The following is an 18,809-nucleotide window of genomic DNA, read 5'->3' on the forward strand; positions in this document are numbered from 1 at the left end:
CGACGCCGTGGCGGTTGAAGACGCGCACTTCCACGACCGTGCCGAAATCGCCGGGCGCCATGCGCAGCGAGGTGTCGCGCACGTCCGAGGCCTTCTCGCCGAAGATGGCGCGGAGCAGCTTCTCCTCCGGCGTCATCGGGCTTTCGCCCTTTGGCGTGATCTTGCCGACGAGAATGTCGCCGGGCCCCACTTCGGCCCCGATATAGACGATGCCCGCCTCGTCGAGGTTGCGCAGCGCTTCCTCGCCGACATTGGGGATGTCGCGGGTGATCTCCTCCGGCCCGAGCTTGGTGTCGCGGGCCATGATCTCGTATTCCTCGATGTGGATCGAGGTGAACACGTCGTCCTTGACGATGCGCTCGGAGATCAGGATCGAGTCCTCGTAGTTGTAGCCGTTCCACGGCATGAACGCGACCAGCACGTTCTTGCCCAGAGCCAGTTCGCCCAGATCGGTGCTGGGGCCGTCGGCCAGAACGTCGCCCTTGTTCACCAGATCGTTCACCTTCACCAGCGGGCGCTGGTTGATGCAGGTGTTCTGGTTGGAGCGCTGGAACTTGCGCAGCCGGTAGATGTCCACCCCCGGATCGCCCGGCGCCAGATCGTCGGTGACGCGCACGACGATGCGCATGGCGTCGACCTGATCGACCACGCCGCCGCGGCGCGCGGCGATCGCCGCGCCGCTGTCGCGGGCCACGATCTCCTCGATGCCCGTGCCGACGAAGGGGGCTTCGGCCTTGACCAGCGGCACCGCCTGACGCTGCATGTTCGAGCCCATCAGCGCGCGGTTCGCGTCGTCGTTCTCGAGGAACGGGATCAGCGACGCCGCGACCGAGACGAGCTGCTTGGGGCTGACGTCGATGAAGTCGATCTGCTCGCGCGGGTTCATCATGAACTCGCCGCCCTTGCGGGTGCTGACGAGATCGTTGACGAAGCGCGCCTCGGCGTCGAGCTCGGCGTTGGCCTGGGCGATGACGTAGCGCATCTCCTCGGTCGCCGAGAGATAGATCACCTCGTCGGTCACGCGGCCCTCGACGACCTTGCGATAGGGCGTCTCGATGAAGCCGTACTTGTTGACCCGCGCGAATGACGCCAGCGAGTTGATCAGGCCGATGTTCGGGCCTTCCGGCGTCTCGATCGGGCACATGCGGCCGTAATGGGTCGGGTGCACGTCGCGCACCTCGAAGCCCGCCCGCTCGCGCGTCAGGCCGCCCGGCCCGAGCGCGGAGAGACGGCGCTTGTGCGTGACCTCCGACAGCGGGTTGGTCTGGTCCATGAACTGGCTGAGCTGGCTCGACCCGAAGAACTCGCGCACCGCCGCCGCCGCGGGCTTGGCGTTGATCAGGTCCTGCGGCATCACCGTGTCGATCTCGACCGACGACATGCGCTCCTTGATCGCGCGCTCCATGCGCAGCAGGCCGACGCGGTACTGGTTCTCCATCAGCTCGCCGACCGAGCGGACGCGGCGGTTGCCGAGATGGTCGATGTCGTCCACCTCGCCGCGGCCGTCGCGCAGATCGACCAGCGCCTTGACGACGGCGATGATGTCCTCCTTGCGCAGCGTGCGTTCGGTGTCGAGGGCGTCGAGTTCGAGGCGCATGTTCATCTTGACGCGGCCGACCGCCGAGAGGTCGTAGCGCTCCGGGTCGAAGAACAGCTCGCGGAAGAGCACGTCCGCCGCCTCCAGCGTCGGCGGCTCGCCGGGGCGCATCACGCGGTAGATCTCAAGCAGCGCGTCCTCGCGGGTGCGCGCCTTGTCGGCGGCCATGGTGGTGCGGACATAGGGGCCGACCGTCACATGGTCGATGTCGAGCGTCGGGATCTCGGTCACGCCCTTGTCGAGCAAGAGCTGTACCGACTTCTCGTCGAGCTCGTCGCCCGCCTCGATCCAGATCGAGCCGGTGGTCTCGTCGATCATGTCGACGGCGCAGAAGCGGCCGTAGATCGCCTCGAAGGGCTCGAGCGTCGCCGTCACCCCGTCATCGGCGAGCTTCTTGAGCTTGCGCGGCGTAAGCTTGTCGCCGGCCTTGGCGATGACTTCGCCGGTCGCCGCGTCCACGAGGTCGAAGGCGGGTTTCTGGCCCTTGAGACGTTCAGGGTCGAAGGGCGCGGCCCAGCCCTCGCCATGGCGCGCATAGGTCACGCGATTGAAGAACGTGTCGCAGATCGCCTCCTGGTCGAGGCCGAGCGCGTAGAGCAGCGTCGTGACCGGCAGCTTGCGGCGGCGGTCGATGCGCGCATAGACGATGTCCTTGGCGTCGAACTCGAAATCGAGCCAGGAGCCGCGATAGGGGATGATCCGGCAGGCGAAGAGCAGCTTGCCCGAGCTGTGCGTCTTGCCCTTGTCATGGTCGAAGAACACGCCGGGCGAGCGGTGCATCTGGCTGACGATCACGCGCTCGGTGCCGTTGACGACGAAGGTGCCGTAGCCGGTCATGAGCGGGATGTCGCCCATGTAGACGTCCTGCTCCTTGATGTCCTTGACCGAGCGGGCGCCGGTTTCCTCGTCGACCTCGAAAACGATCAGGCGCAGCGTCACCTTCAGCGGCGCGGCGTAGGTCATGTCGCGCTGCTGGCATTCCTCGATGTCGTATTTCGGCGGCTCGAGCTCGTAGCGCACGAACTCCAGCGTCGCCGTCTGGTTGAAGTCGCTGATCGGAAACACCGACTGGAAGACGCCCTGGATGCCTTCGCCCTTCGTCGGCTCCGGGGCGTCGCCGCTGTTGAGGAACAGGTCGTAGCTCGATTTCTGCACCTCGATGAGGTTCGGCATCTCCGCGACTTCGCGGATCTTGCCGAAGAACTTGCGAATGCGTTTGCTGCCGGAATGCGTCTGCGCCATGCTCTTCCTCGAAGCCTGCCGTCCTCGGCGCGCCGGGGCCTGCGCGCCTTGGACCCTGTCGGACGGTCGCCACCCAATGCCGAAGCATGGCGCGCCCTTTCGCCATGCGTCCCGGATGCTCGCGTCCACCGGGGGTCTCCGCGCCGGAGACCCCGAGACGACGCGAGCCGGCCCTGCGATCAACCCTTGGTTAACCGCAGAACCGGCTGCAAATCGTTAACGCGCCGTTAACGCGACGGCGCATCCGCTCACTTCAGCTCGACCTTGGCGCCGGCCTCTTCGAGCTTCTTCTTGATCTCCTCGGCCTCGGCCTTCGGAGCCTGCTCCTTCACGGCCTTGCCGCCGGCCTCGACGAGGTCCTTGGCTTCCTTGAGGCCGAGACCCGTGATCACGCGCACTTCCTTGATCACGTTGATCTTCTTTTCGCCGGCGTCGACGAGGATCACGTCGAATTCGGTCTTCTCCTCCTCGGCCTCGGCTGCGGCCGCGCCGCCGCCGACCGGACCGGCCATCATCACCGCGCCGCCGGCGGCGGGCTCGATGCCGTAGTCGTCCTTGAGGATCTTCTTCAGTTCGGCGGCCTCGAGCAGCGTGAGGTTCACGATCTCTTCGGCGAGTTTCTTCAGATCAGCCATTTTTTCGGTTCCGTCTCAGATAAGGGGTGATGGGTCCGGCGCGTGGCGAAGCCTTGCGCGGCCCACGGATCGCTGCGGCCTCAGGCGGCCTCCCGTTCCTCCAGCGTGGTGAGAATGCTGGCGATGTCGGAGGCGGGCGCCCCGATCGCGCTCGCAAGGTTGGACGCGGGCGCGCCGATGCAGGCCACGACGGAAGCGATGAGCTCCTCGCGCGACGGCATCGACGCCACCGCCTTCACGCCTTCCGGGTCGAGCACGGTGCTCCCCATGGCGCCGCCGAGAACGACGAACTTGCCGTTCACCTTCGCGTAGGCCTCGACGACCTTCGCGGCGGCGACAGGGTCCTCGGAATAGGCGAGAACGGTCTGTCCCTTGAGAAGGGGGGCCATGCCTGCGCAGGGCTTCCCTTCGAGAGCGATCTTGGCGAGCCTGTTCTTGGCGACGCGCACCTTGCCACCGACGTCACGCATCCGGTTGCGAAGGTCCGTCATCTCAGCGACCGTGATGCCCGCGTAGCCCGCGACCACGATGACGCCAGAGTCCTGAAAGACTTGGCCGAGTTCCTCGACCACAAGTTCCTTTTGGGCTCTGTCCACAGTCCTGCTCCAGTCAAAGGCGGGGGAACGCCCCCCGCCGGCTCGTCATGCCGCAGCCGGCGCACCGGCGGCGGCGCCTCGGGTCCCGTCCGGGTTCCCGACCAAGACCGCCCGAGGGCGCGCGCGCCCCTTGGCTGATCCAGCTCGATCCCCGTCTATGGCGGGGGATTAAGGCCGTCGGATGACGACCGCCCGCCGTCTCGGACAGGACGGCGACGGCCCGGAGGCCGCCGCCGCGTCCCGCGCCCCCCGGAGACCGGCGGGCGCGGGGAAACTCATTCGGCGGCCTGCGCGGCGTGCGGCGCCGTGGCGGTGGCCACGTCGACCTCGACGCCCGGACCCATGGTCGAGCTGAGCGAGATCTTCTTGAGATAGGTGCCCTTGGCCCCGGTCGGCTTCGCCTTCGCCACCGCGTCGACGATCGAGCGGATGTTCTCGGCGAGTTTGTCGGCGGGGAAGCTGGCCTTGCCGACGCCGGCGTGGATGATGCCCGCCTTCTCGACGCGGAACGTCACCTGGCCGCCCTTGGCCGCCTCGACGGCGCCTTTGACGTCCATCGTCACCGTGCCGATCTTGGGGTTCGGCATCAGCCCGCGCGGACCGAGGATCTTGCCCAGACGACCGACGATCGGCATCATGTCGGGCGTTGCGATGCAGCGGTCGAACTCGATCTTGCCACCCTGCACGATCTCCATCAGATCCTCGGCGCCGACGACGTCCGCGCCCGCCGAGCGCGCCTCGTCGGCCTTCGGGCCGCGGGCGAACACGCCGACGCGCACGGTCTTGCCGGTGCCGTTGGGCAGCGTGACCGAGCCGCGGACCATCTGGTCGGCGTGGCGCGGATCGACGCCGAGATTGAGCGACACCTCGACGGTCTCGTCGAACTTGGCCGAGGCCTTCTCCTGAACGAAGGCGATCGCCTTCTCCAGCGGGAGGGCGGCTTCGGGGCGGGCCTGACGCGCGGCCCGGATGCGCTTGCCTGGCCTGCTCATCAGCCCTTCACCTCGATCCCCATCGACCGGGCCGAGCCCAGGATGATCTGCATGGCCGCCTCGACGCTGTTGGCGTTGAGGTCCTTCATCTTCGCTTCGGCGATCTCGCGCACCTGCGCCTTGGTAACCGTGCCGGCGGTCCCCTTGCCTGGCGTCTTGGATCCCGATTTCAGCTTCGCCGCCTTCTTGAGGAAATACGACGCCGGCGGCGTCTTCATCTCGAAGGTGAAAGACTTGTCGGCGTAATAGGTGATGACGACCGGCGTCGGCGCGCCCGGCTCCATCTCCTGCGTCTTGGCGTTGAACTCCTTGCAGAAGCCCATGATGTTGATGCCGCGCTGACCCAGCGCCGGCCCGATGGGCGGCGAGGGGTTCGCCTTGCCCGCGGGCACCTGCAGCTTCAGCTGCCCGACGACCTTCTTGGCCATTCGTCACTCTCCATGCCAGCCCGCGGCGCGCGTCGCCCGGGCGTTCCAGTGGCCGTGGTCCGGGCTCGGCGGCGCGCCGCCTCCCCCTCCCACGCGATGCGCTCAGGAGGCCTTGGCGACCTGCGCGTACTCCAGTTCGACCGGCGTCGCGCGCCCGAAGATCGACACGGCGACCTTGACGCGGGCGTGCTCCTCGTCGACGTCCTCGACCTGGCCCGAGAAGCTCTCGAAGGGCCCGTCGATGACCTTGACGGTCTCGCCGATCTCGAAGGTGATCTGCGGGCGCGGTCGCTCCGCGCCTTCCTGCACCTGCCCGATGATGCGCTCGACTTCCGAATCGCGCAGCGGGATCGGCTTGCCCTGCGGCCCGAGGAACCCGGTGACGCGGTTGGTGCTGTTGATCAGGTGATAGACCTCGTCGGTGAGGTCGCATTTGATCAGGACGTAGCCGGGCATGAAGCGGCGCTCGGTGTTGATCTTCTGGCCGCGGCGGATCTCGACGACTTCCTCGGTCGGCACGAGGATGTCCTCGATCAGCGGTTCGAGATTGTTCTGGCGCGCGCCCTCGCGGATCGCCTGCGCGACCTTCTTCTCGAAGTTCGAGAGCACGCTCACCGTGTACCAGCGCATCGCCATGCCGCGTTTCGCCCCCGCCCCTCGCCTGTCCGGCGTCCCCAAAATGATCAGGCGCGCAGCCGACTCGGCACGCGCGCCCTTTTCACAACGGACAGGTTCCATAACGTCGCAGTGGGGGATGCGTCAACCCCGCGCGCGATCCGCCCGCCCGCCGCGACGGGCTCAGCCGCCGAGATTCAGGATCGCGTCGATGCCGAGGCTCAGAAGCTGATCCACGAGAAAGAAGAACGTCGCCGCAACCGCCGCCATCACGAAGACCATCACCGTGGTCAGCAGCGTCTCGCGCCGCTGCGGCCAGACGACCTTGGAGGCCTCCGCGCGCACCTGTTGGATGAACTGCGCGGGACTCACCCTCGCCATGGCCGCTTCCTTCTCTCGCCTGTCGCGGCGCTGGCAGGGGCGGAGGGACTCGAACCCCCGGCCCTCGGTTTTGGAGACCGATGCTCTACCAACTGAGCTACACCCCTAGCGCGCCACGCGTCGCATAAAATCTCTCCCCCTCGCGGTCAAGGGGCGCCGCCTCAGGCGGTCCAGTCGTCGATCGCGCGGATGTCGTCGTCGCTCAGGCCGAAATGGTGCCCGATCTCATGCGCGAGCACATGCGCCACCAGCGCGCCGAGCGCGACGTCGCCGCGCTCGGCCCATTCGTCGAGAATGGCGCGCCGGTAGAGCGTGACGACGTTCGGCGCGGGCGCGACGTCGTCGACGGAGCGCTCGGTGAGCGCGACGCCGTCGAACAGCCCTGTCAGCTCGAACGGGTCGTCGATGTCGAGTTCGTCGAGCGTGTCGTCGTCGGCCAGTTCCTCGACGCGGATCACGAGGTCGGGGCAGCGAGCGCGGAACGCCTCGGGCATGTCGGCGAACGCCATCCGCGCCAGCGCGTCGATGTCGGCGGCGGAGGGTGCTGCGAGGTCGCGCATCACTGCCCTCGAGCCGCGGCGAGGATCTCGGGCGGGGCGGCCGGCCAGTCCCGCAATTCGCGCTCGAGACGCCTGCGGCCGAGGATTTCGGGCGGCGCGGTCAGCCAGTCGATGCCGTCGAGCGCCTCCTGATAGGCGAAGTCGAACAGCGTCCGCATGTAGTCGCGGTCGAAGGTCGCGGTGTTGACCGGCTGAAAGCCCGGCGGCACGAAGATGAGCCGGAAGTCCGAGCCGACCGCCGATGTCGCGCGGTAGATCCGTTCGAGGTCTCCCTCGGTCTGGGCGCGGATCAGCGTGCTGAACGAACGTGACGCGATGGAGGCCAGCCGGGCGTCGACCGGGCGGTAGAGCGGCGCGAGCCCGTTGTTCTGGATCACATAGGTGGTGCGGCGCACCGGGAAGCCCGGGGTGCGCACGAGCACGTTCTCGATGCCGTTGGGGCCGACGAACACCGACCGCGTCACGCCGCCGTCGACATGGAACTCGGTGAAGCGCTCGCCATCCGCCTCGACCTCGATCCCCACCGGCGGGAACGCGCCGGGGATCGACGCCGAGGCGAGCATCACGTCGTGAAACAGTCCGACTTCGCCGGCGGCCGCAATGGCGCCCATGTCCCAGATCACCGGGCGAGCCGCGTCGATATTGGTCGTGGCGATCAGCAGCGACCGGCCCTTGGCGTATTCGCGGGCCACCGCATCGAGAAAGGGCTCGTCGATCAGGCGGCGGATGCTTTCGCGCAGCGGCTGGGTGTTGGCGACCCCGAGCGCGCCGCGCAGCACGCCGAAGAGCTGAAGGACCGCGACGTCCTCGCTCCCCAGTTCGGTGAAGATCATCCGCAGCGACGAGTCGTGATCGGAGCCGAGAAAGGCGAAGGGCGCGATCAGACCGCCGACGCTTACGCCGGTGACGAGGTCGAATTCCGGGCGCGTCCCCGTGCGCGACCAGCCGCTGAGCAGCCCGGCGGCGAAAGCGCCGTCGGGCCCGCCGCCGGAAAGCGCGAGAATGTTGCGTTCGAGTCCTTCGGGCGGACGGCCGGCGGCGATCCAGTCGTCGCGCAGGTCGCGCTCGACCCGCGCGCGCCCCGCCTCGACAGCGGTCGCATCGAGTTCGTCGCCCCACTCGCGCACATCGGGAAGCCCCGGAACGACGGCCCGGGCATAGACTTCGGCGGTCGGCGCGACCCGCATCGGCGCGAGGCTTTCGCAGGCGGACACGGCCAGGGCCGCGCAGAGGCAAAGGATGCGAAAGGGTGTCATGCGGTCTCCGGGGCAGTTCGCCGCACTCATGCCCGCCGCCGCGCCGAGGTCAAGCGCTCAGGCGGCCCCGCCCCGGATCAGCCGGTCGCGCAGCCAGCCCGACAGGCTGTCCATCACGATCACCAGCACGACGATCAGCAGAATGATGTAGAGCGTGTTCTCCCAGTCGCGCGCCGTGCGCATCGTCTCGACCAGCATCAGCCCGATGCCGCCGGCGCCCAGCGCCCCGATCACCGTAGCCGAGCGGACGTTCGATTCGAGGTAGTAGAGCGACTGCGACAGGAACACGGGCAGGATCTGCGGGATCACCCCGAAGCGGTAGATCTGCGCGCGGTTGGCGCCGGTGCTGTCCACCCCTTCGATCTGCCTGCCGTCGACATTCTCCAGCGCTTCGGAGAACAGCTTGCCGAGGCTGCCCGTGTCGGTGAAGGCGATGGCGAGCGAGCCGGTCAGCGGTCCCAGCCCGAAGGCGCGGATGAAGATCAGCGACCAGATCAGCGAATCGACCCCGCGCAGGAAGTCGAACACCCGCCGCACGAAGAACCGCAGCGCGCCGAAGGGCGTGAAGTTCGAGGCGGCGAGAAAGGCCAGCGGCAGCGCGACGAAAGCCGCCGTGATCGTGCCGAGCACCGCCATCAGGAACGTCTCGAACAGCGCGACCAGAATTTCGCCATGCTGCCAGTCGGGATTCGCCAGCCAGCCGTCCCAGGCATAACGCAGGTTCGAGCGCGCCGGGTCGAGCCGCGGTTCGGCGGTGACGAAGGACCACATCTCCCCGGCGCTGCGGCCGTGCAGCGGATGGTCGAAGGCGAACCAGAAATTCTCCCAGCCCCAGAAATAGCGGTGCACCTCGATCTTGGAGCGCGACACCTGCAGGCGGCGGTCGGTGGTGGGGCGGGCGTCGAACTTGATCTCGTTGCCGCTCACCCAGTCGGGGACGGGGCCGGGATAGTCGGCCTCGACGCCGTCCGCCGTCACGCGGATGTCGATCACGCCGTAATCGGGAATGGCGAAGCGCGCGGTCGGCCCTTCGATCTCCACGCGGTAGCCGTCGCCCAGATCGACGTCGAGCCGGTCGCCCTCGCGCCTCACCCAGTCGGGGAAAGCGCCTTCGGCGTAAGTCGCGGTGCGCTCGCCCTCGATGGAGACGCGCAGATCGCCGCGGCGCAGGTTCTCCTCGACATGGACCTTGTGGGCGATGCTGTCGAGCGCGAGCAGCCCCGCGCGCTCCGGCTGGGCGCGGGCGATCAGGCCCGAGACGTCGAAGGCGACCCACGTGTAGGCGAGATAGGCCAGCACCAGCAGCGGCGCGGCGATGGCGAGCCACATGCGCCGGCGGACCGCCGCCTGAACGGCGTCGGCGTGACGTGCGACGGACATGGGCAGCGCTGCGTCGGCCATGGCTCAGACCCTCGCTGCGGCGAGGCGCAGGCCCTCGCCAGTGGTCAGCCGCGCCCGCGCCCAGGAGGAGAACTGGTCGATGGCGACGATCGAGCCGAACAGCAGCAGAAACAGCGCCGCCGTCTCGTCGCCCGCCCCCTTGCCCCAGCCGATGGTGCGCGCCAGCTCCGACCCGATGCCGCCGGCGCCGACGAAGCCGAGAATGGCCGAGGCGCGGACGTTGATCTCGAGCCGCAGCAGGAAATAGCTCAGATAGTTGGGCGCCACCTGCGGCAGCACGCCGAAGCGCACGCGCTGCAGCCAGCTCGCGCCCACGGCCTTGAGGCCCTCGACCGGCTTCATGTCGATGTTCTCGTTGACTTCCGAGAACAACTTGCCGAGCGCGCCCGAGGTGTGGAACGCGACCGCGATCATCGCGGGCACCGGGCTCGCGCCGAGAATGAAGATCAGGAACAGCGCGATGATCAGCTCGGGAAATGCGCGCATCACGTCCATGACACGCCGCACGACCGGGATCAGCGGCGGCCAGACGTCGAGATTTCGCGTGCTCGACAGCGACAGGACCATCGCCAGCAGACCGCCCAGAATGGTCGCGACGAAGGCGATGTTGAGCGTCTCGATCAGCGCCGGAAGGTATCGCCACATGAGGGCGGCCATGCCGGACAGGCCGGCCTCCCATGCCTCCTGCACGATCTGCGAGGGATAATCGAAGAACAGCGCCAGCCCGCGCAGGAAGCCGCCGGAATTCAGGCTGTTGGCCTCGGAGTAGCCGGAAACGAGGATCGCGACGACGATCGCCAGCGTGGCGGCGGTGTAAAGCTGGCGGCGCCGCCGGTCGGCGAGGAGCTGTTCGCGCATGTCGAATACGGCGGCGGTCATGGCGCGATCATCCGGGGCGGCCTTTCATGGGAACGGCCCCGCCGCAGGGGCGGGGCCGCAAGATGGCGTGCGTCGCGGCTCAGTTGCCGGCGGCGCGGCGCACTTCGATGATGTTCTCGTAGGCGGCGTGGTTGATCGGCTTGAGGCCCTTCACTTCGCCCGCCATGAAGGTGTAGGCGCATTCGGGGTCCATGAAGCCAAGCGAGGCGAGATGGCCCGTCACGTCGATCTTGACGCGCTCGGGCAGCGACTTGCGCAGCACGATCGGGCCTTCGACGATCACCGGCGACTTCCAGATCTCGACGAGCTGGGTCATGTCGACGAGACCGGCGTCGGCGGCCTTGCGCAGGGCGCCCGAGTTGTAGCCGTCTTCCCACTCGCCGAGGCCGTCGGCCCAGGTCACGCTCGCCGGGAAGTCGCCGTTGTAGACGCCGACGATCGACTGCTCATGCCCGCCCGAGGACACCACGTCGGAGAAGTATTCGCCCGGTTTCGTCGAATAGCCGGCCTTGTTCAGCTCGTAAGCCGGGATCAGGTAGCCGGAAGTGGAGTTGGGGTCGCCGAGGGCGAACACCTTGCCCTTCATGTCCTCGAAGGAGGTGATGCCGCTGTCGGCGCGCGCGAAGGCGATGGCGTGATAGCCGAAGGAGCCGTCGACATTCACCTTGACCAGAACCGGCTCGGCCGCTTCGGGGTCGGTGAGATAGACCTTGGCGTAAGCCGACGGCCCAAGCCATGCCATGTCGATGTTGCCGCCGAGGATGCCCTCGATCACGCCGTTGTAGTCCGCCGGGGCGAACACCTTGGTCGGCACGCCGAGAAGCTCTTCGAGCTGCACGCGGATGCACTCGTTGGAGCGGAGGCGGTCGGAGGCGTTCTCGCCGCCGAGAATGCCGACGCGGAATTCGGTGATCTCCTGCGCGGAGGCGGCGCCGGCGATTGCCGCGACGGCGGCGGCGATCAGGGTGAGCTTCATGCGGGTCTCTCCTCGGGTTCCTCCGGACGCGGCGCGCCGGAGCGGGGCTGTCGGGAAACGGGGCGTCAGGTCGCGGCGGCGGCGACCAGCGGCGCTACGGGGCGCAGGCTGGTCGAGGTCGCGGCTTCGTTGAACTCGTCGCCGGCGCCGTAGATGTCGCGCGCGGCGGCGGGGGTCAGTTCGGCGGCGGTTCCGTCGAAGACGATCTCGCCGGCGCGCATGCCTATCACGCGGTCGCAATACTCCCGCGCGGTGTCGAGAGTGTGCAGGTTGCAGATCACCATGCGGCGGTCGCGCTCGTGGATCTCGCGCAGCGCGTCCATCACCAGCTTGGCGTTGAGCGGGTCGAGCGAGGCGATCGGCTCGTCGGCGAGGATCACCTTGGGGTCCTGCATCAGCGCCCGCGCGATCGCGACGCGCTGCTGCTGGCCCCCCGAAAGCGCTTCGGCGCGCTTGGCGGCCTGCTCGACGATCCCCAGACGGTCGAGGGCGGCGAGCCCGTCGGTCACGTCCTGCGGCGGAAAGACGTTGAACATGGTGGCGAGCGTCGAGCGGCCGTTGAGCCGACCGAGCATCACATTGGTGATGACGTCGAGGCGCGGCACGAGGTTGAACTGCTGGAAGATCATCGCGCAGTCGCGTCGCCAGCGCCGCAGCGCGGCCCCGCGCAGGGACAGCACGTCCGCGCCGTCCACAAGCAGCTGGCCGCCGCTGGCGTCCGTCAGACGGTTGACCATGCGCAGCAGCGTGGACTTGCCGGCGCCGGAGCGGCCGATCACGCCGACCATCTGCGGGCGGTCGAATCGCGCGCTGAAGCCGCGCACCGCAACGGAGTTTCCGAAGCGCTTCTCAAGCCCGTTGAACTGCATCAGCACGGATGGGGTCCCCCTTCGCCGCGGGAACACTATTCCGACGCGTTGACAGTTTTGCGACAGTTCCGTTTCGGTTTGCGCAAGTTCGGGAAGCGGCGAGCGCGCCCGACGGTCAGGCGACTTCGCGCACCATGCCCTGCTCGATGGCGAGCTCGCGCATCCGGCGCTGAAGCTTCTCGAAGGCGCGGGCCTCGATCTGGCGGATGCGCTCGCGGCTGACGCCATAGACTTCGGAGAGCTGCTCCAGCGTCACCGGCTCGTCCTTCAGCTTGCGCTCGGTCAGAATGTGGCGCTCGCGCTCGTTCAGCCCCGCCATCGCCTCGATCAGCATCTCGCGGCGCTGCGAGAGCTCTTGCTGTTCGGCGTAGTCGGCGGCGTGGTCGGCGTCGTCGTCGGTCAGCCAGTCCTGCCACTCCGCCGCGCCCTCGCCGTCCGCCGAGAGCGGCGCGTTGAGCGAGGCGTCGCCGCCGCCGCCCATCCGGCGGTTCATCGACACGACTTCCTCGGGCGCGACGCCCAGATCGCGGGCGATGCGTTCGAGATTCTCGGGGCGCAGATCGCCCTCCTCCAGCGCGCCGATGCGGTTCTTGGCCTTGCGCAGGTTGAAGAAGAGCTTCTTCTGCGCCGCCGTTGTGCCCATCTTCACGAGGCTCCAAGAGCGCAGGATATATTCCTGGATCGAGGCGCGGATCCACCACATCGCATAGGTGGCGAGCCGGAATCCCTTTTCGGGGTCGAAGCGCTTGACCGCCTGCATCAGCCCGACATTGGCCTCGGAGATCACCTCGGCGACCGGCAGCCCGTAGCCGCGATAGCCCATCGCGATCTTCGCCGCGAGGCGCAGATGCGAGGTCACCATGCGGTGCGCGGCGTCGGTGTCGCCATGATCTGCCCAGGCCTTGGCGAGCATGTACTCCTCGTCCGGCTCCAGCATCGGGAACTTGCGGATCTCGGAGAGATAGCGGCTGAGGCCCTGCTCCGGCGAGGGCGCCGGCAGATTGGCGTAGGTCATCGGCGATGTCCCCCGTTGCGCGCCTTCCGGCGACAGTTGCGAGTTTATCACCAAAAAATGCGACCGGAACAGGGCGGTTCAAAGGGCGCGCAGACAGGCGAGCAGCGCCGCCATGTCGTCGGGAACCGGGCTCTCGCAGCGGACCGGCGCGCCGGTGGCGGGGTGGACGAACCCGAGCGTGGCCGCGTGCAGCGCCTGCCGGGGGAAGTCGCGCGCGCAGGCCGGCGCGGGGCGCGGGCGGCCATAGACCGGATCGCCCACGAGAGGGTGGCCCAGCGCCGTCAGATGCACGCGGATCTGGTGCGTGCGCCCGGTCTCCAGCCGGCAGCGGATCAGCGACGCGACCGGGCGCTCCGCCGGGCCGAAGCGCTCCTCCACCCGCAGCCGGGTGACGGCGCGCCTCCCGCCCGCGACCACAGCCATGCGCTTCCGGTCGGCGCGGTGGCGCGCGATCGCGGCCTCGACGCGGATCCAGCCTTCCGGCTCGAAGCTGACCCCTTTCAGCCCGGCCAGTCGCGGCTCGGCGCGGTCGGGCGCGCCCCACACGACGGCGAGATAGCTGCGTTCGAGGTCGTGGGCGGCGAATTGCACGGCGAGGCCGGCATGGGCCGCGTCGGTTTTCGCGACGACGAGCAGCCCCGACGTGTCCTTGTCGATGCGGTGCACGATTCCCGGGCGCGCGACGCCCCCAACCCCCGACAGCGAGGCGCCGCAATGGTGCAGCAGCGCAGCGACCAGCGTGCCGCGCGTCGCGCCCGGCGCGGGGTGGACGACCATCCCCGCCGGCTTGTCCACGACGATCAGATGCGCGTCCTCGTGCGCGACCGACAGCGCGATCGCCTCGGGCGCGGGGGCCGCCGGGACAGGGGCCGGGGGGCGCAGCGTGAAACTCGCCCCCGGCTTGACTTTAAGAGCCGGATTCGTGACGAGATTTTCACTTTCGTCGGTTAACGCCCCTGCGAGGATCAACGCCGCGAGGCGCGAGCGGCTGATCCCTTCGGGACTGAGCGCGGCGTCGAGCCGGCCCGCGCGCAGGGCGACGAGGCGCATCGGCGCCGGGGCGGGGAACCCGGCTCCGGCTCCCGCGTCGCCGTCGTCGTCATCGTCCTCCGGCTCGGGAGCGTCGGCCATGCAGCCTCACCACGGAATGTTCGACGACGAGGACGATGACGCCAAGAAGGTCGAAGCGCCCGAGCCGATGCGGCTGAAGGCGCTGCGGATCATGGTGATGGCGCTGACCGGCGTGCTCATCGTCGGGGTCCTAGCGGTCGCGACGGTGCTTGTCATCCGCCTCGCCTCCCCGCCGCCCGCCCCGGCCCCCGCCGCCTTCTATCCCGCCGCTCTTCAGGCGGCGCGGCTGGGGCTGCCGCGCGACGAGACGATCACCGCGCTCGGCGCGTCGGGCGGCGCGCTGATGATCGCCACCATGGACGCGAAGGGCCGCGAGCGGCTGCGCGTGTTCGACGCGGTGAGCGGAGCGCAGCTGCGCGCCGTGCGCATCGAGCGGGAGTGAGCCGTCTGGCGGACACGGTTCATCGCATGGCGGCGCGGACAGGACCCTCAGCGCGCCATCATCGCCGCATGACCAACGCCAAACGCAGACATCGCCAAAAAAATTTTTCGAACGTTTCCGTCAGCTCGACTCGCGCTCCGAGCGCGGCCCGGTTTCCGCGTCAAGCTGGGGCCAGCACGGCTTCGAGCGTCATCAGGATGGGGTTCTCCCCGCGCAGCAACCGCCCGGAGGCGATGGCGCCTTCCAGATCGACCAGCGCGCCCTCGACATGGCTTTCGCCGCGCGGGTCGATCTCGGCGCGAGTGAGCAGGAGTTCGGTTGCGAAGGCGTCGGTGTCGCCCCGCCCGCCGGCGAAGCGTGCGCCGATCACGCTGCCGACGCCGCCATGCAGGCGCGCGCGCGCCCAGCCCTGCGCGGCGCACAGCGCCTCGAGCGCGCCGATCAGGTCCTGATTGGGGCGCAGACGCAGTGCGAGCGCGTCGGTCCGCTCGGGCGGCGCGCTCGGGACGGGCGTGAAAAGGGCGAAGCCGGTTTCGGGGTCGGGGCGCGCCTCGAAGCGCGCGCCGCGGAACCCGACGCCTTCGAGCGTCGTCGGCGCAGCGAGGCGGGTCTCTTCGGGCAAAATATGGCCGCAGGCGCGACGACCCTCGGCGTCTGTCCACAAGGCGTGCGCATGGAAGAAAGGAGCGCCCGCCTTCCACCCCGCCGTCAGCGCGCCGGCGAGGAGGCGGGCCGGCGTCTCGGGGCGCAGGGTCGGGCTGTAGAAGGCGGCGTGCACGGCTTCCGGCGACAGGGCGGGGGTCACATAGGCGAAAGGACCCAGCGCGCCGGCTGCGAAGCGCAGCGCGGCGCCCTCGAACCCCCGCGCCGCCAGCGCCTCGGCCAGTGCGTCGCAGAGCGAAGCGCCGGCGGGAAACGTCAACCGCAGCGGCGCCGTCGCGACCGCACAGGCCGCGACGCGCTCGGCGGGCGCGGGGCCGGGCTGGCGGACGCTGCGCATCGCCCAGGCGTCGGGGAGCAGGCCGCGCGCCGCCATCTCGTCGCGGATCATGCGCTTGGGCATCTTGCCGTAGCCAGATTTCGGCAGCGCCTCCCAGAAATGGACGCGGGCGGGGATCTTGTAGCGGGCGATCCGGCCGTCGAGCCAGGCGCGCAGGGCGTCCTCGGTCACGACCGCGCCGGGGCGGGCCACGCAGACGGCCACGCCGATCTCGCCCCATTTGGGGTCGGGGACGCCGAGCACGGCGGCTTCGACGATGTCGGGATGGGCGAGGATGCGCTCCTCGATCTCAAGCGGATAGATGTTGGAGCCGCCGGAGATGAACATGTCCGAAGCGCGGCCGGTGATGTGCAGGAAGCCCGCGGCGTCCATGTGGCCGAGATCGCCGGTGCGGAACCAGCCGTCGCGGAAGGACTTGGCGTTGGCCTCGGGGTTGTCGTGGTAGCCGGCGAACACGGCGGGGCCGATCACGCAGATCTCGCCGGTCTCGTCGGGCCCGAGCGCGCGCCCGTCCTCGGACTGGATCGAGATCTCGACGCCGGTGCGAGGGATGCCGCAACTGCCGACATGGGCGGCCGGGCCGTCCTCGGGGTCGTGCAGGCGCGGCGGCAGCACGGTGATGCAGCCGGTGACTTCGCCGAGGCCGAAATACTGCACGATCACGCGCCCGAGCCGGCGCAGGATGCGCTGCTGGTCGGCGCGATACATCGGCGCGCCGGCGTAGATCACATGGCGCAGCGAGGAGGCGTCGGCGGTCTCGGCGGCGGTCTCGGCGGCTGGGTCCTCGACCAGCATCTTCAGGATGGTTGGCACGGTGAACATGTTGGAGACGCGCCATTCGGCGATCAGCCGCCAGATCTCGGCGACGTCGAAGCGCTCGGAGATCGGCAGGACCGAGACGGCGCCGCGCGCGACCTGGGAGAGCATGTGCACGCCCGCGCCATGGCTGAGAGGCGCGATGACGAGCGAGGCGTCGGCCTCGGTCAGACCCGGCATCAGGTCGGCGAGGTGGTTGGTCACGATGAAGGCCATCTGGCCGTGCGTGAGGGTCGCGGCCTTGCTGCGCCCGGTGGTGCCGGAGGTGAAGAAGAACCAGCAGGGGTCGTCATAGGAAACTGGGGCGGGCGGCGCGGGCTCGCCGCGATGGCGGGCGATGAGGACGTCGAGCCCGTCCTCGCCTGCAGAGCCGATGCGAAGGACATTCGCGAGGCCCGGCGCATCAGCGCGCACGGCTTCGGCATGGGCGGGGAAGTCTGCGTGACAGAGGAAGATCCGCGCATCCGACATCTGCGCGAGATAGACGACCTCGCCGGGCGTCAGGCGGAAATTGGTCGGCGCGTAAACCCCGCCGGCGCGAAAGGTCGCGAACATGGCGACGGCCATCTCCGCGCAGTTCTTCGAATGCACCAGCACCCGCTCGCCGGGCTTCAGGCCGAGCGCGCGCAGACCGGCGGCCAGGGAGACGACCTGCGCCTCCAGTTCGGCCCAGCTCATCCGCAGCTCGCCATGGACGAGGGCGAGGTCGTCAGGCAGGCGGCGGGCGGTCTGAGTCAGCAGGCCGGAGAGGTTCATCACGCGCCAACTCGGGCGCGCTACGGCGCCGGGGCCGGCGAAAGCGGCGGCGGTCATCGGGCGGTCATTTCACGCGTTCGAGGATCGAGACGTAATTGGCGACGGCGACGCCGCCCATGTTGAACACGCCTGCGAGCCGCGCGGCGGGGATCTGCATCCCCTCGGCCTCGCCCATCAGCTGCATCGCCGCCATCACATGCATGGAGACGCCCGTCGCGCCGATGGGGTGGCCCTTGGCCTTGAGGCCGCCCGAAGGGTTGACCGGCAGGCGGCCGCCCTTCTCGGTCCAGCCCTCGCGCACGGCCCGCCAGCCTTCGCCGGGAGCGGTGAGGCCCATCGCCTCGTATTCGATCATCTCGGCGATGGTGAAGCAGTCGTGGCTCTCCACGAGGTCGAGATCGTCGAGGCCGATTCCGGCGCCGTCGAGCGCGCGGGCCCAGGCCTGCCGGGCGCCCTCGAAAGCGAGCGGGTCGCGACGCGACATCGGCATCGCGTCGTTGCGCTGGACGCGGGCCCGGAAGGCGACGGCGCGCGACAGGCGCTGCGCCGTCTCGGCGTCCGCCAGCACGATGGCGGCGGCGCCGTCGGAGATCATCGAGCAGTCGGTGCGGCGCAGGGGGCCGGCCACCAGCGGGTTCTTCTCGGACACCGCGTTGCAGAAGGCGAAGCCGAGGTCGCGGCGGACATGGGCGAGCGGGTTGGCGGCGCCGTTGGCGTGGTTCTTGGCCGCGATGCGGGCGAGTTCGGCGCTGCGGTCGCCGTGACGCTGGAAATAGCTGGCGGCCAGCTTCCCGAAGATGCCGGCGAAGCCGCCCTCCACCGCGTCCTCCTCGCGGCGGTAGCTGGCGGAGAGCAGGATGTCGCCGACTTCAGCAGTGGGCGTGGCGGTCATCTTCTCGGCGCCGATCGCGAGGGCGGTGCGGGCGCGGCCGCTCTCGATGGCGTCGAGGGCTGCGTGGAGCGCGGCGGAGCCGGTGGCGCAGGCGTTCTCGACATGCATGGCCGGCGCATGGGCCAGCGCCGGCAGGGCGACGGAGAGCAGCCCCGCCTCGAAGCCCTGCTTGGAGAAGCCGTTGTTGAGCACGCCGACGGTCGCATAGTCGATGTCGTTAGGGCAGAGGCCCGCATGGTCGAGCGCCTCCTGCGCGACCATGCCGATCAGCGCTTCGACATCGGGCGCGTCGAGCTTTCCAAAGGGCGTGTGGGCCCAGCCCACGATCGCGGCGCCATGCGGCATCACATGTGTCCTCCATGTCGCGGTCTGCGCCGCGTCCGCCGCCAC

General features: G+C 69.1%; 18 protein-coding genes and 1 tRNA gene. 1 reads left to right on the forward strand and 18 read right to left on the reverse strand.

Going from position 1 to position 18,809, the window contains the following annotated elements; all coding sequences use genetic code 11:
- The 16 genes from rpoB to V7Q31_RS01360 form a co-directional block, all read right to left on the reverse strand.
- On the reverse strand, positions 1-2,839 hold a 2,839-nt coding region (gene rpoB, locus V7Q31_RS01285), incomplete at its 3' end, for a DNA-directed RNA polymerase subunit beta (protein WP_333831854.1).
- A gap of 248 nt (positions 2,840-3,087) precedes the next feature.
- Entirely contained in the window at positions 3,088-3,474 is a 387-nt protein-coding gene (rplL, locus tag V7Q31_RS01290; protein WP_333831855.1) for a 50S ribosomal protein L7/L12, read from the reverse strand.
- An 80-nt stretch (positions 3,475-3,554) separates the two neighbouring features.
- On the reverse strand, positions 3,555-4,070 hold the full coding sequence (gene rplJ / locus V7Q31_RS01295; RefSeq protein WP_333831856.1) for a 50S ribosomal protein L10: 516 nt from the start codon (positions 4,068-4,070) through the stop codon (positions 3,555-3,557).
- A 275-nt stretch (positions 4,071-4,345) separates the two neighbouring features.
- Positions 4,346-5,062 carry a 50S ribosomal protein L1 gene (rplA, locus tag V7Q31_RS01300; RefSeq protein ID WP_333831857.1) on the reverse strand — a complete coding sequence of 239 codons (717 nt, stop codon included), beginning with the start codon at positions 5,060-5,062 and terminating at the stop codon, positions 4,346-4,348.
- Entirely contained in the window at positions 5,062-5,490 is a 429-nt protein-coding gene (gene rplK, locus V7Q31_RS01305) for a 50S ribosomal protein L11 (RefSeq protein WP_333831858.1), read from the reverse strand. Before rplK ends, rplA begins: the two co-directional genes overlap by 1 nt.
- A 102-nt stretch (positions 5,491-5,592) precedes the next feature.
- Positions 5,593-6,126, reverse strand: coding sequence for a transcription termination/antitermination protein NusG (gene nusG / locus V7Q31_RS01310; protein ID WP_333831859.1), 534 nt, complete (start codon positions 6,124-6,126; stop codon positions 5,593-5,595).
- Positions 6,127-6,288: 162 nt separating this feature from the next.
- Positions 6,289-6,486, reverse strand: a complete 198-nt coding sequence (gene secE / locus V7Q31_RS01315) for a preprotein translocase subunit SecE (protein WP_333831860.1) — start codon at positions 6,484-6,486, stop codon at positions 6,289-6,291.
- A gap of 31 nt (positions 6,487-6,517) precedes the next feature.
- Positions 6,518-6,593, reverse strand: a tRNA-Trp gene (locus tag V7Q31_RS01320).
- 54 nt (positions 6,594-6,647) lie between these two features.
- Complete coding sequence (locus tag V7Q31_RS01325) at positions 6,648-7,046, reverse strand: metallopeptidase family protein (protein WP_333831861.1); 399 nt, start codon at positions 7,044-7,046, stop codon at positions 6,648-6,650.
- A complete protein-coding gene (locus V7Q31_RS01330; protein WP_333831862.1) occupies positions 7,046-8,302 on the reverse strand; it encodes a patatin-like phospholipase family protein in 1,257 nt (418 codons plus the stop codon). Before V7Q31_RS01330 ends, V7Q31_RS01325 begins: the two co-directional genes overlap by 1 nt.
- Before the next feature lie 57 nt (positions 8,303-8,359).
- The gene (gene phnE / locus V7Q31_RS01335) at positions 8,360-9,703 is read right to left on the reverse strand and encodes a phosphonate ABC transporter, permease protein PhnE (RefSeq protein WP_333831863.1); all 1,344 of its coding nucleotides are present in this window, start codon (positions 9,701-9,703) and stop codon (positions 8,360-8,362) included.
- A gap of 3 nt (positions 9,704-9,706) precedes the next feature.
- Positions 9,707-10,582: a phosphonate ABC transporter, permease protein PhnE gene (phnE, locus tag V7Q31_RS01340; RefSeq protein WP_333831864.1), complete on the reverse strand. Its 876-nt coding sequence runs from the start codon at positions 10,580-10,582 to the stop codon at positions 9,707-9,709.
- A 79-nt stretch (positions 10,583-10,661) separates the two neighbouring features.
- Positions 10,662-11,558, reverse strand: a complete 897-nt coding sequence (phnD, locus tag V7Q31_RS01345; RefSeq protein ID WP_333831865.1) for a phosphonate ABC transporter substrate-binding protein — start codon at positions 11,556-11,558, stop codon at positions 10,662-10,664.
- Positions 11,559-11,623: 65 nt separating this feature from the next.
- Positions 11,624-12,430 carry a phosphonate ABC transporter ATP-binding protein gene (phnC, locus tag V7Q31_RS01350; protein WP_333831956.1) on the reverse strand — a complete coding sequence of 269 codons (807 nt, stop codon included), beginning with the start codon at positions 12,428-12,430 and terminating at the stop codon, positions 11,624-11,626.
- A 112-nt stretch (positions 12,431-12,542) separates the two neighbouring features.
- On the reverse strand, positions 12,543-13,442 hold the full coding sequence (gene rpoH / locus V7Q31_RS01355) for an RNA polymerase sigma factor RpoH (protein WP_333831866.1): 900 nt from the start codon (positions 13,440-13,442) through the stop codon (positions 12,543-12,545).
- A 78-nt stretch (positions 13,443-13,520) separates the two neighbouring features.
- Positions 13,521-14,492: an RluA family pseudouridine synthase gene (locus tag V7Q31_RS01360; protein ID WP_333831957.1), complete on the reverse strand. Its 972-nt coding sequence runs from the start codon at positions 14,490-14,492 to the stop codon at positions 13,521-13,523.
- A gap of 79 nt (positions 14,493-14,571) precedes the next feature.
- Between V7Q31_RS01360 and V7Q31_RS01365 the strand changes: the two genes are divergently transcribed.
- Positions 14,572-14,955: a DUF6476 family protein gene (locus V7Q31_RS01365; RefSeq protein WP_333831867.1), complete on the forward strand. Its 384-nt coding sequence runs from the start codon at positions 14,572-14,574 to the stop codon at positions 14,953-14,955.
- A 160-nt stretch (positions 14,956-15,115) separates the two neighbouring features.
- Here V7Q31_RS01365 and V7Q31_RS01370 read toward each other — a convergent pair whose 3' ends face one another.
- Together V7Q31_RS01370 and V7Q31_RS01375 are read right to left on the reverse strand one after the other, a co-directional pair.
- Positions 15,116-17,584: an acyl-CoA synthetase gene (locus V7Q31_RS01370; RefSeq protein WP_333831868.1), complete on the reverse strand. Its 2,469-nt coding sequence runs from the start codon at positions 17,582-17,584 to the stop codon at positions 15,116-15,118.
- Positions 17,585-17,591: 7 nt separating this feature from the next.
- On the reverse strand, positions 17,592-18,764 hold the full coding sequence (locus V7Q31_RS01375) for an acetyl-CoA acetyltransferase (RefSeq protein ID WP_333831869.1): 1,173 nt from the start codon (positions 18,762-18,764) through the stop codon (positions 17,592-17,594).
- Positions 18,765-18,809: the final 45 nt, after the last annotated feature.

This window comes from Rubrimonas sp. (assembly GCF_036788415.1).
In the GTDB taxonomy this organism is placed as follows: Bacteria; Pseudomonadota; Alphaproteobacteria; order Rhodobacterales; family Rhodobacteraceae; genus Rubrimonas.

Bases quoted from the DNA above. Each gene is read 5' to 3' on its own strand.
- rplL (WP_333831855.1), bottom strand. From the start codon at position 3,474: ATGGCTGATCTGAAGAAACTCGCCGAAGAGATCGTGAACCTCACGCTG.
- rplA (WP_333831857.1), bottom strand. From the start codon at position 5,062: ATGAGCAGGCCAGGCAAGCGCATCCGGGCCGCGCGTCAGGCCCGCCCC.
- rplK (WP_333831858.1), bottom strand. From the start codon at position 5,490: ATGGCCAAGAAGGTCGTCGGGCAGCTGAAGCTGCAGGTGCCCGCGGGC.
- nusG (WP_333831859.1), bottom strand. From the start codon at position 6,126: ATGGCGATGCGCTGGTACACGGTGAGCGTGCTCTCGAACTTCGAGAAG.
- secE (WP_333831860.1), bottom strand. From the start codon at position 6,486: ATGGCGAGGGTGAGTCCCGCGCAGTTCATCCAACAGGTGCGCGCGGAG.
- V7Q31_RS01325 (WP_333831861.1), bottom strand. From the start codon at position 7,046: ATGCGCGACCTCGCAGCACCCTCCGCCGCCGACATCGACGCGCTGGCG.
- V7Q31_RS01330 (WP_333831862.1), bottom strand. From the start codon at position 8,302: ATGACACCCTTTCGCATCCTTTGCCTCTGCGCGGCCCTGGCCGTGTCC.
- phnE (WP_333831863.1), bottom strand. From the start codon at position 9,703: ATGGCCGACGCAGCGCTGCCCATGTCCGTCGCACGTCACGCCGACGCC.
- phnE (WP_333831864.1), bottom strand. From the start codon at position 10,582: ATGACCGCCGCCGTATTCGACATGCGCGAACAGCTCCTCGCCGACCGG.
- phnD (WP_333831865.1), bottom strand. From the start codon at position 11,558: ATGAAGCTCACCCTGATCGCCGCCGCCGTCGCGGCAATCGCCGGCGCC.
- rpoH (WP_333831866.1), bottom strand. From the start codon at position 13,442: ATGACCTACGCCAATCTGCCGGCGCCCTCGCCGGAGCAGGGCCTCAGC.
- V7Q31_RS01360 (WP_333831957.1), bottom strand. From the start codon at position 14,492: ATGCGCCTCGTCGCCCTGCGCGCGGGCCGGCTCGACGCCGCGCTCAGT.
- V7Q31_RS01365 (WP_333831867.1), top strand. From the start codon at position 14,572: ATGCAGCCTCACCACGGAATGTTCGACGACGAGGACGATGACGCCAAG.
- V7Q31_RS01370 (WP_333831868.1), bottom strand. From the start codon at position 17,584: ATGACCGCCGCCGCTTTCGCCGGCCCCGGCGCCGTAGCGCGCCCGAGT.
- V7Q31_RS01375 (WP_333831869.1), bottom strand. From the start codon at position 18,764: ATGCCGCATGGCGCCGCGATCGTGGGCTGGGCCCACACGCCCTTTGGA.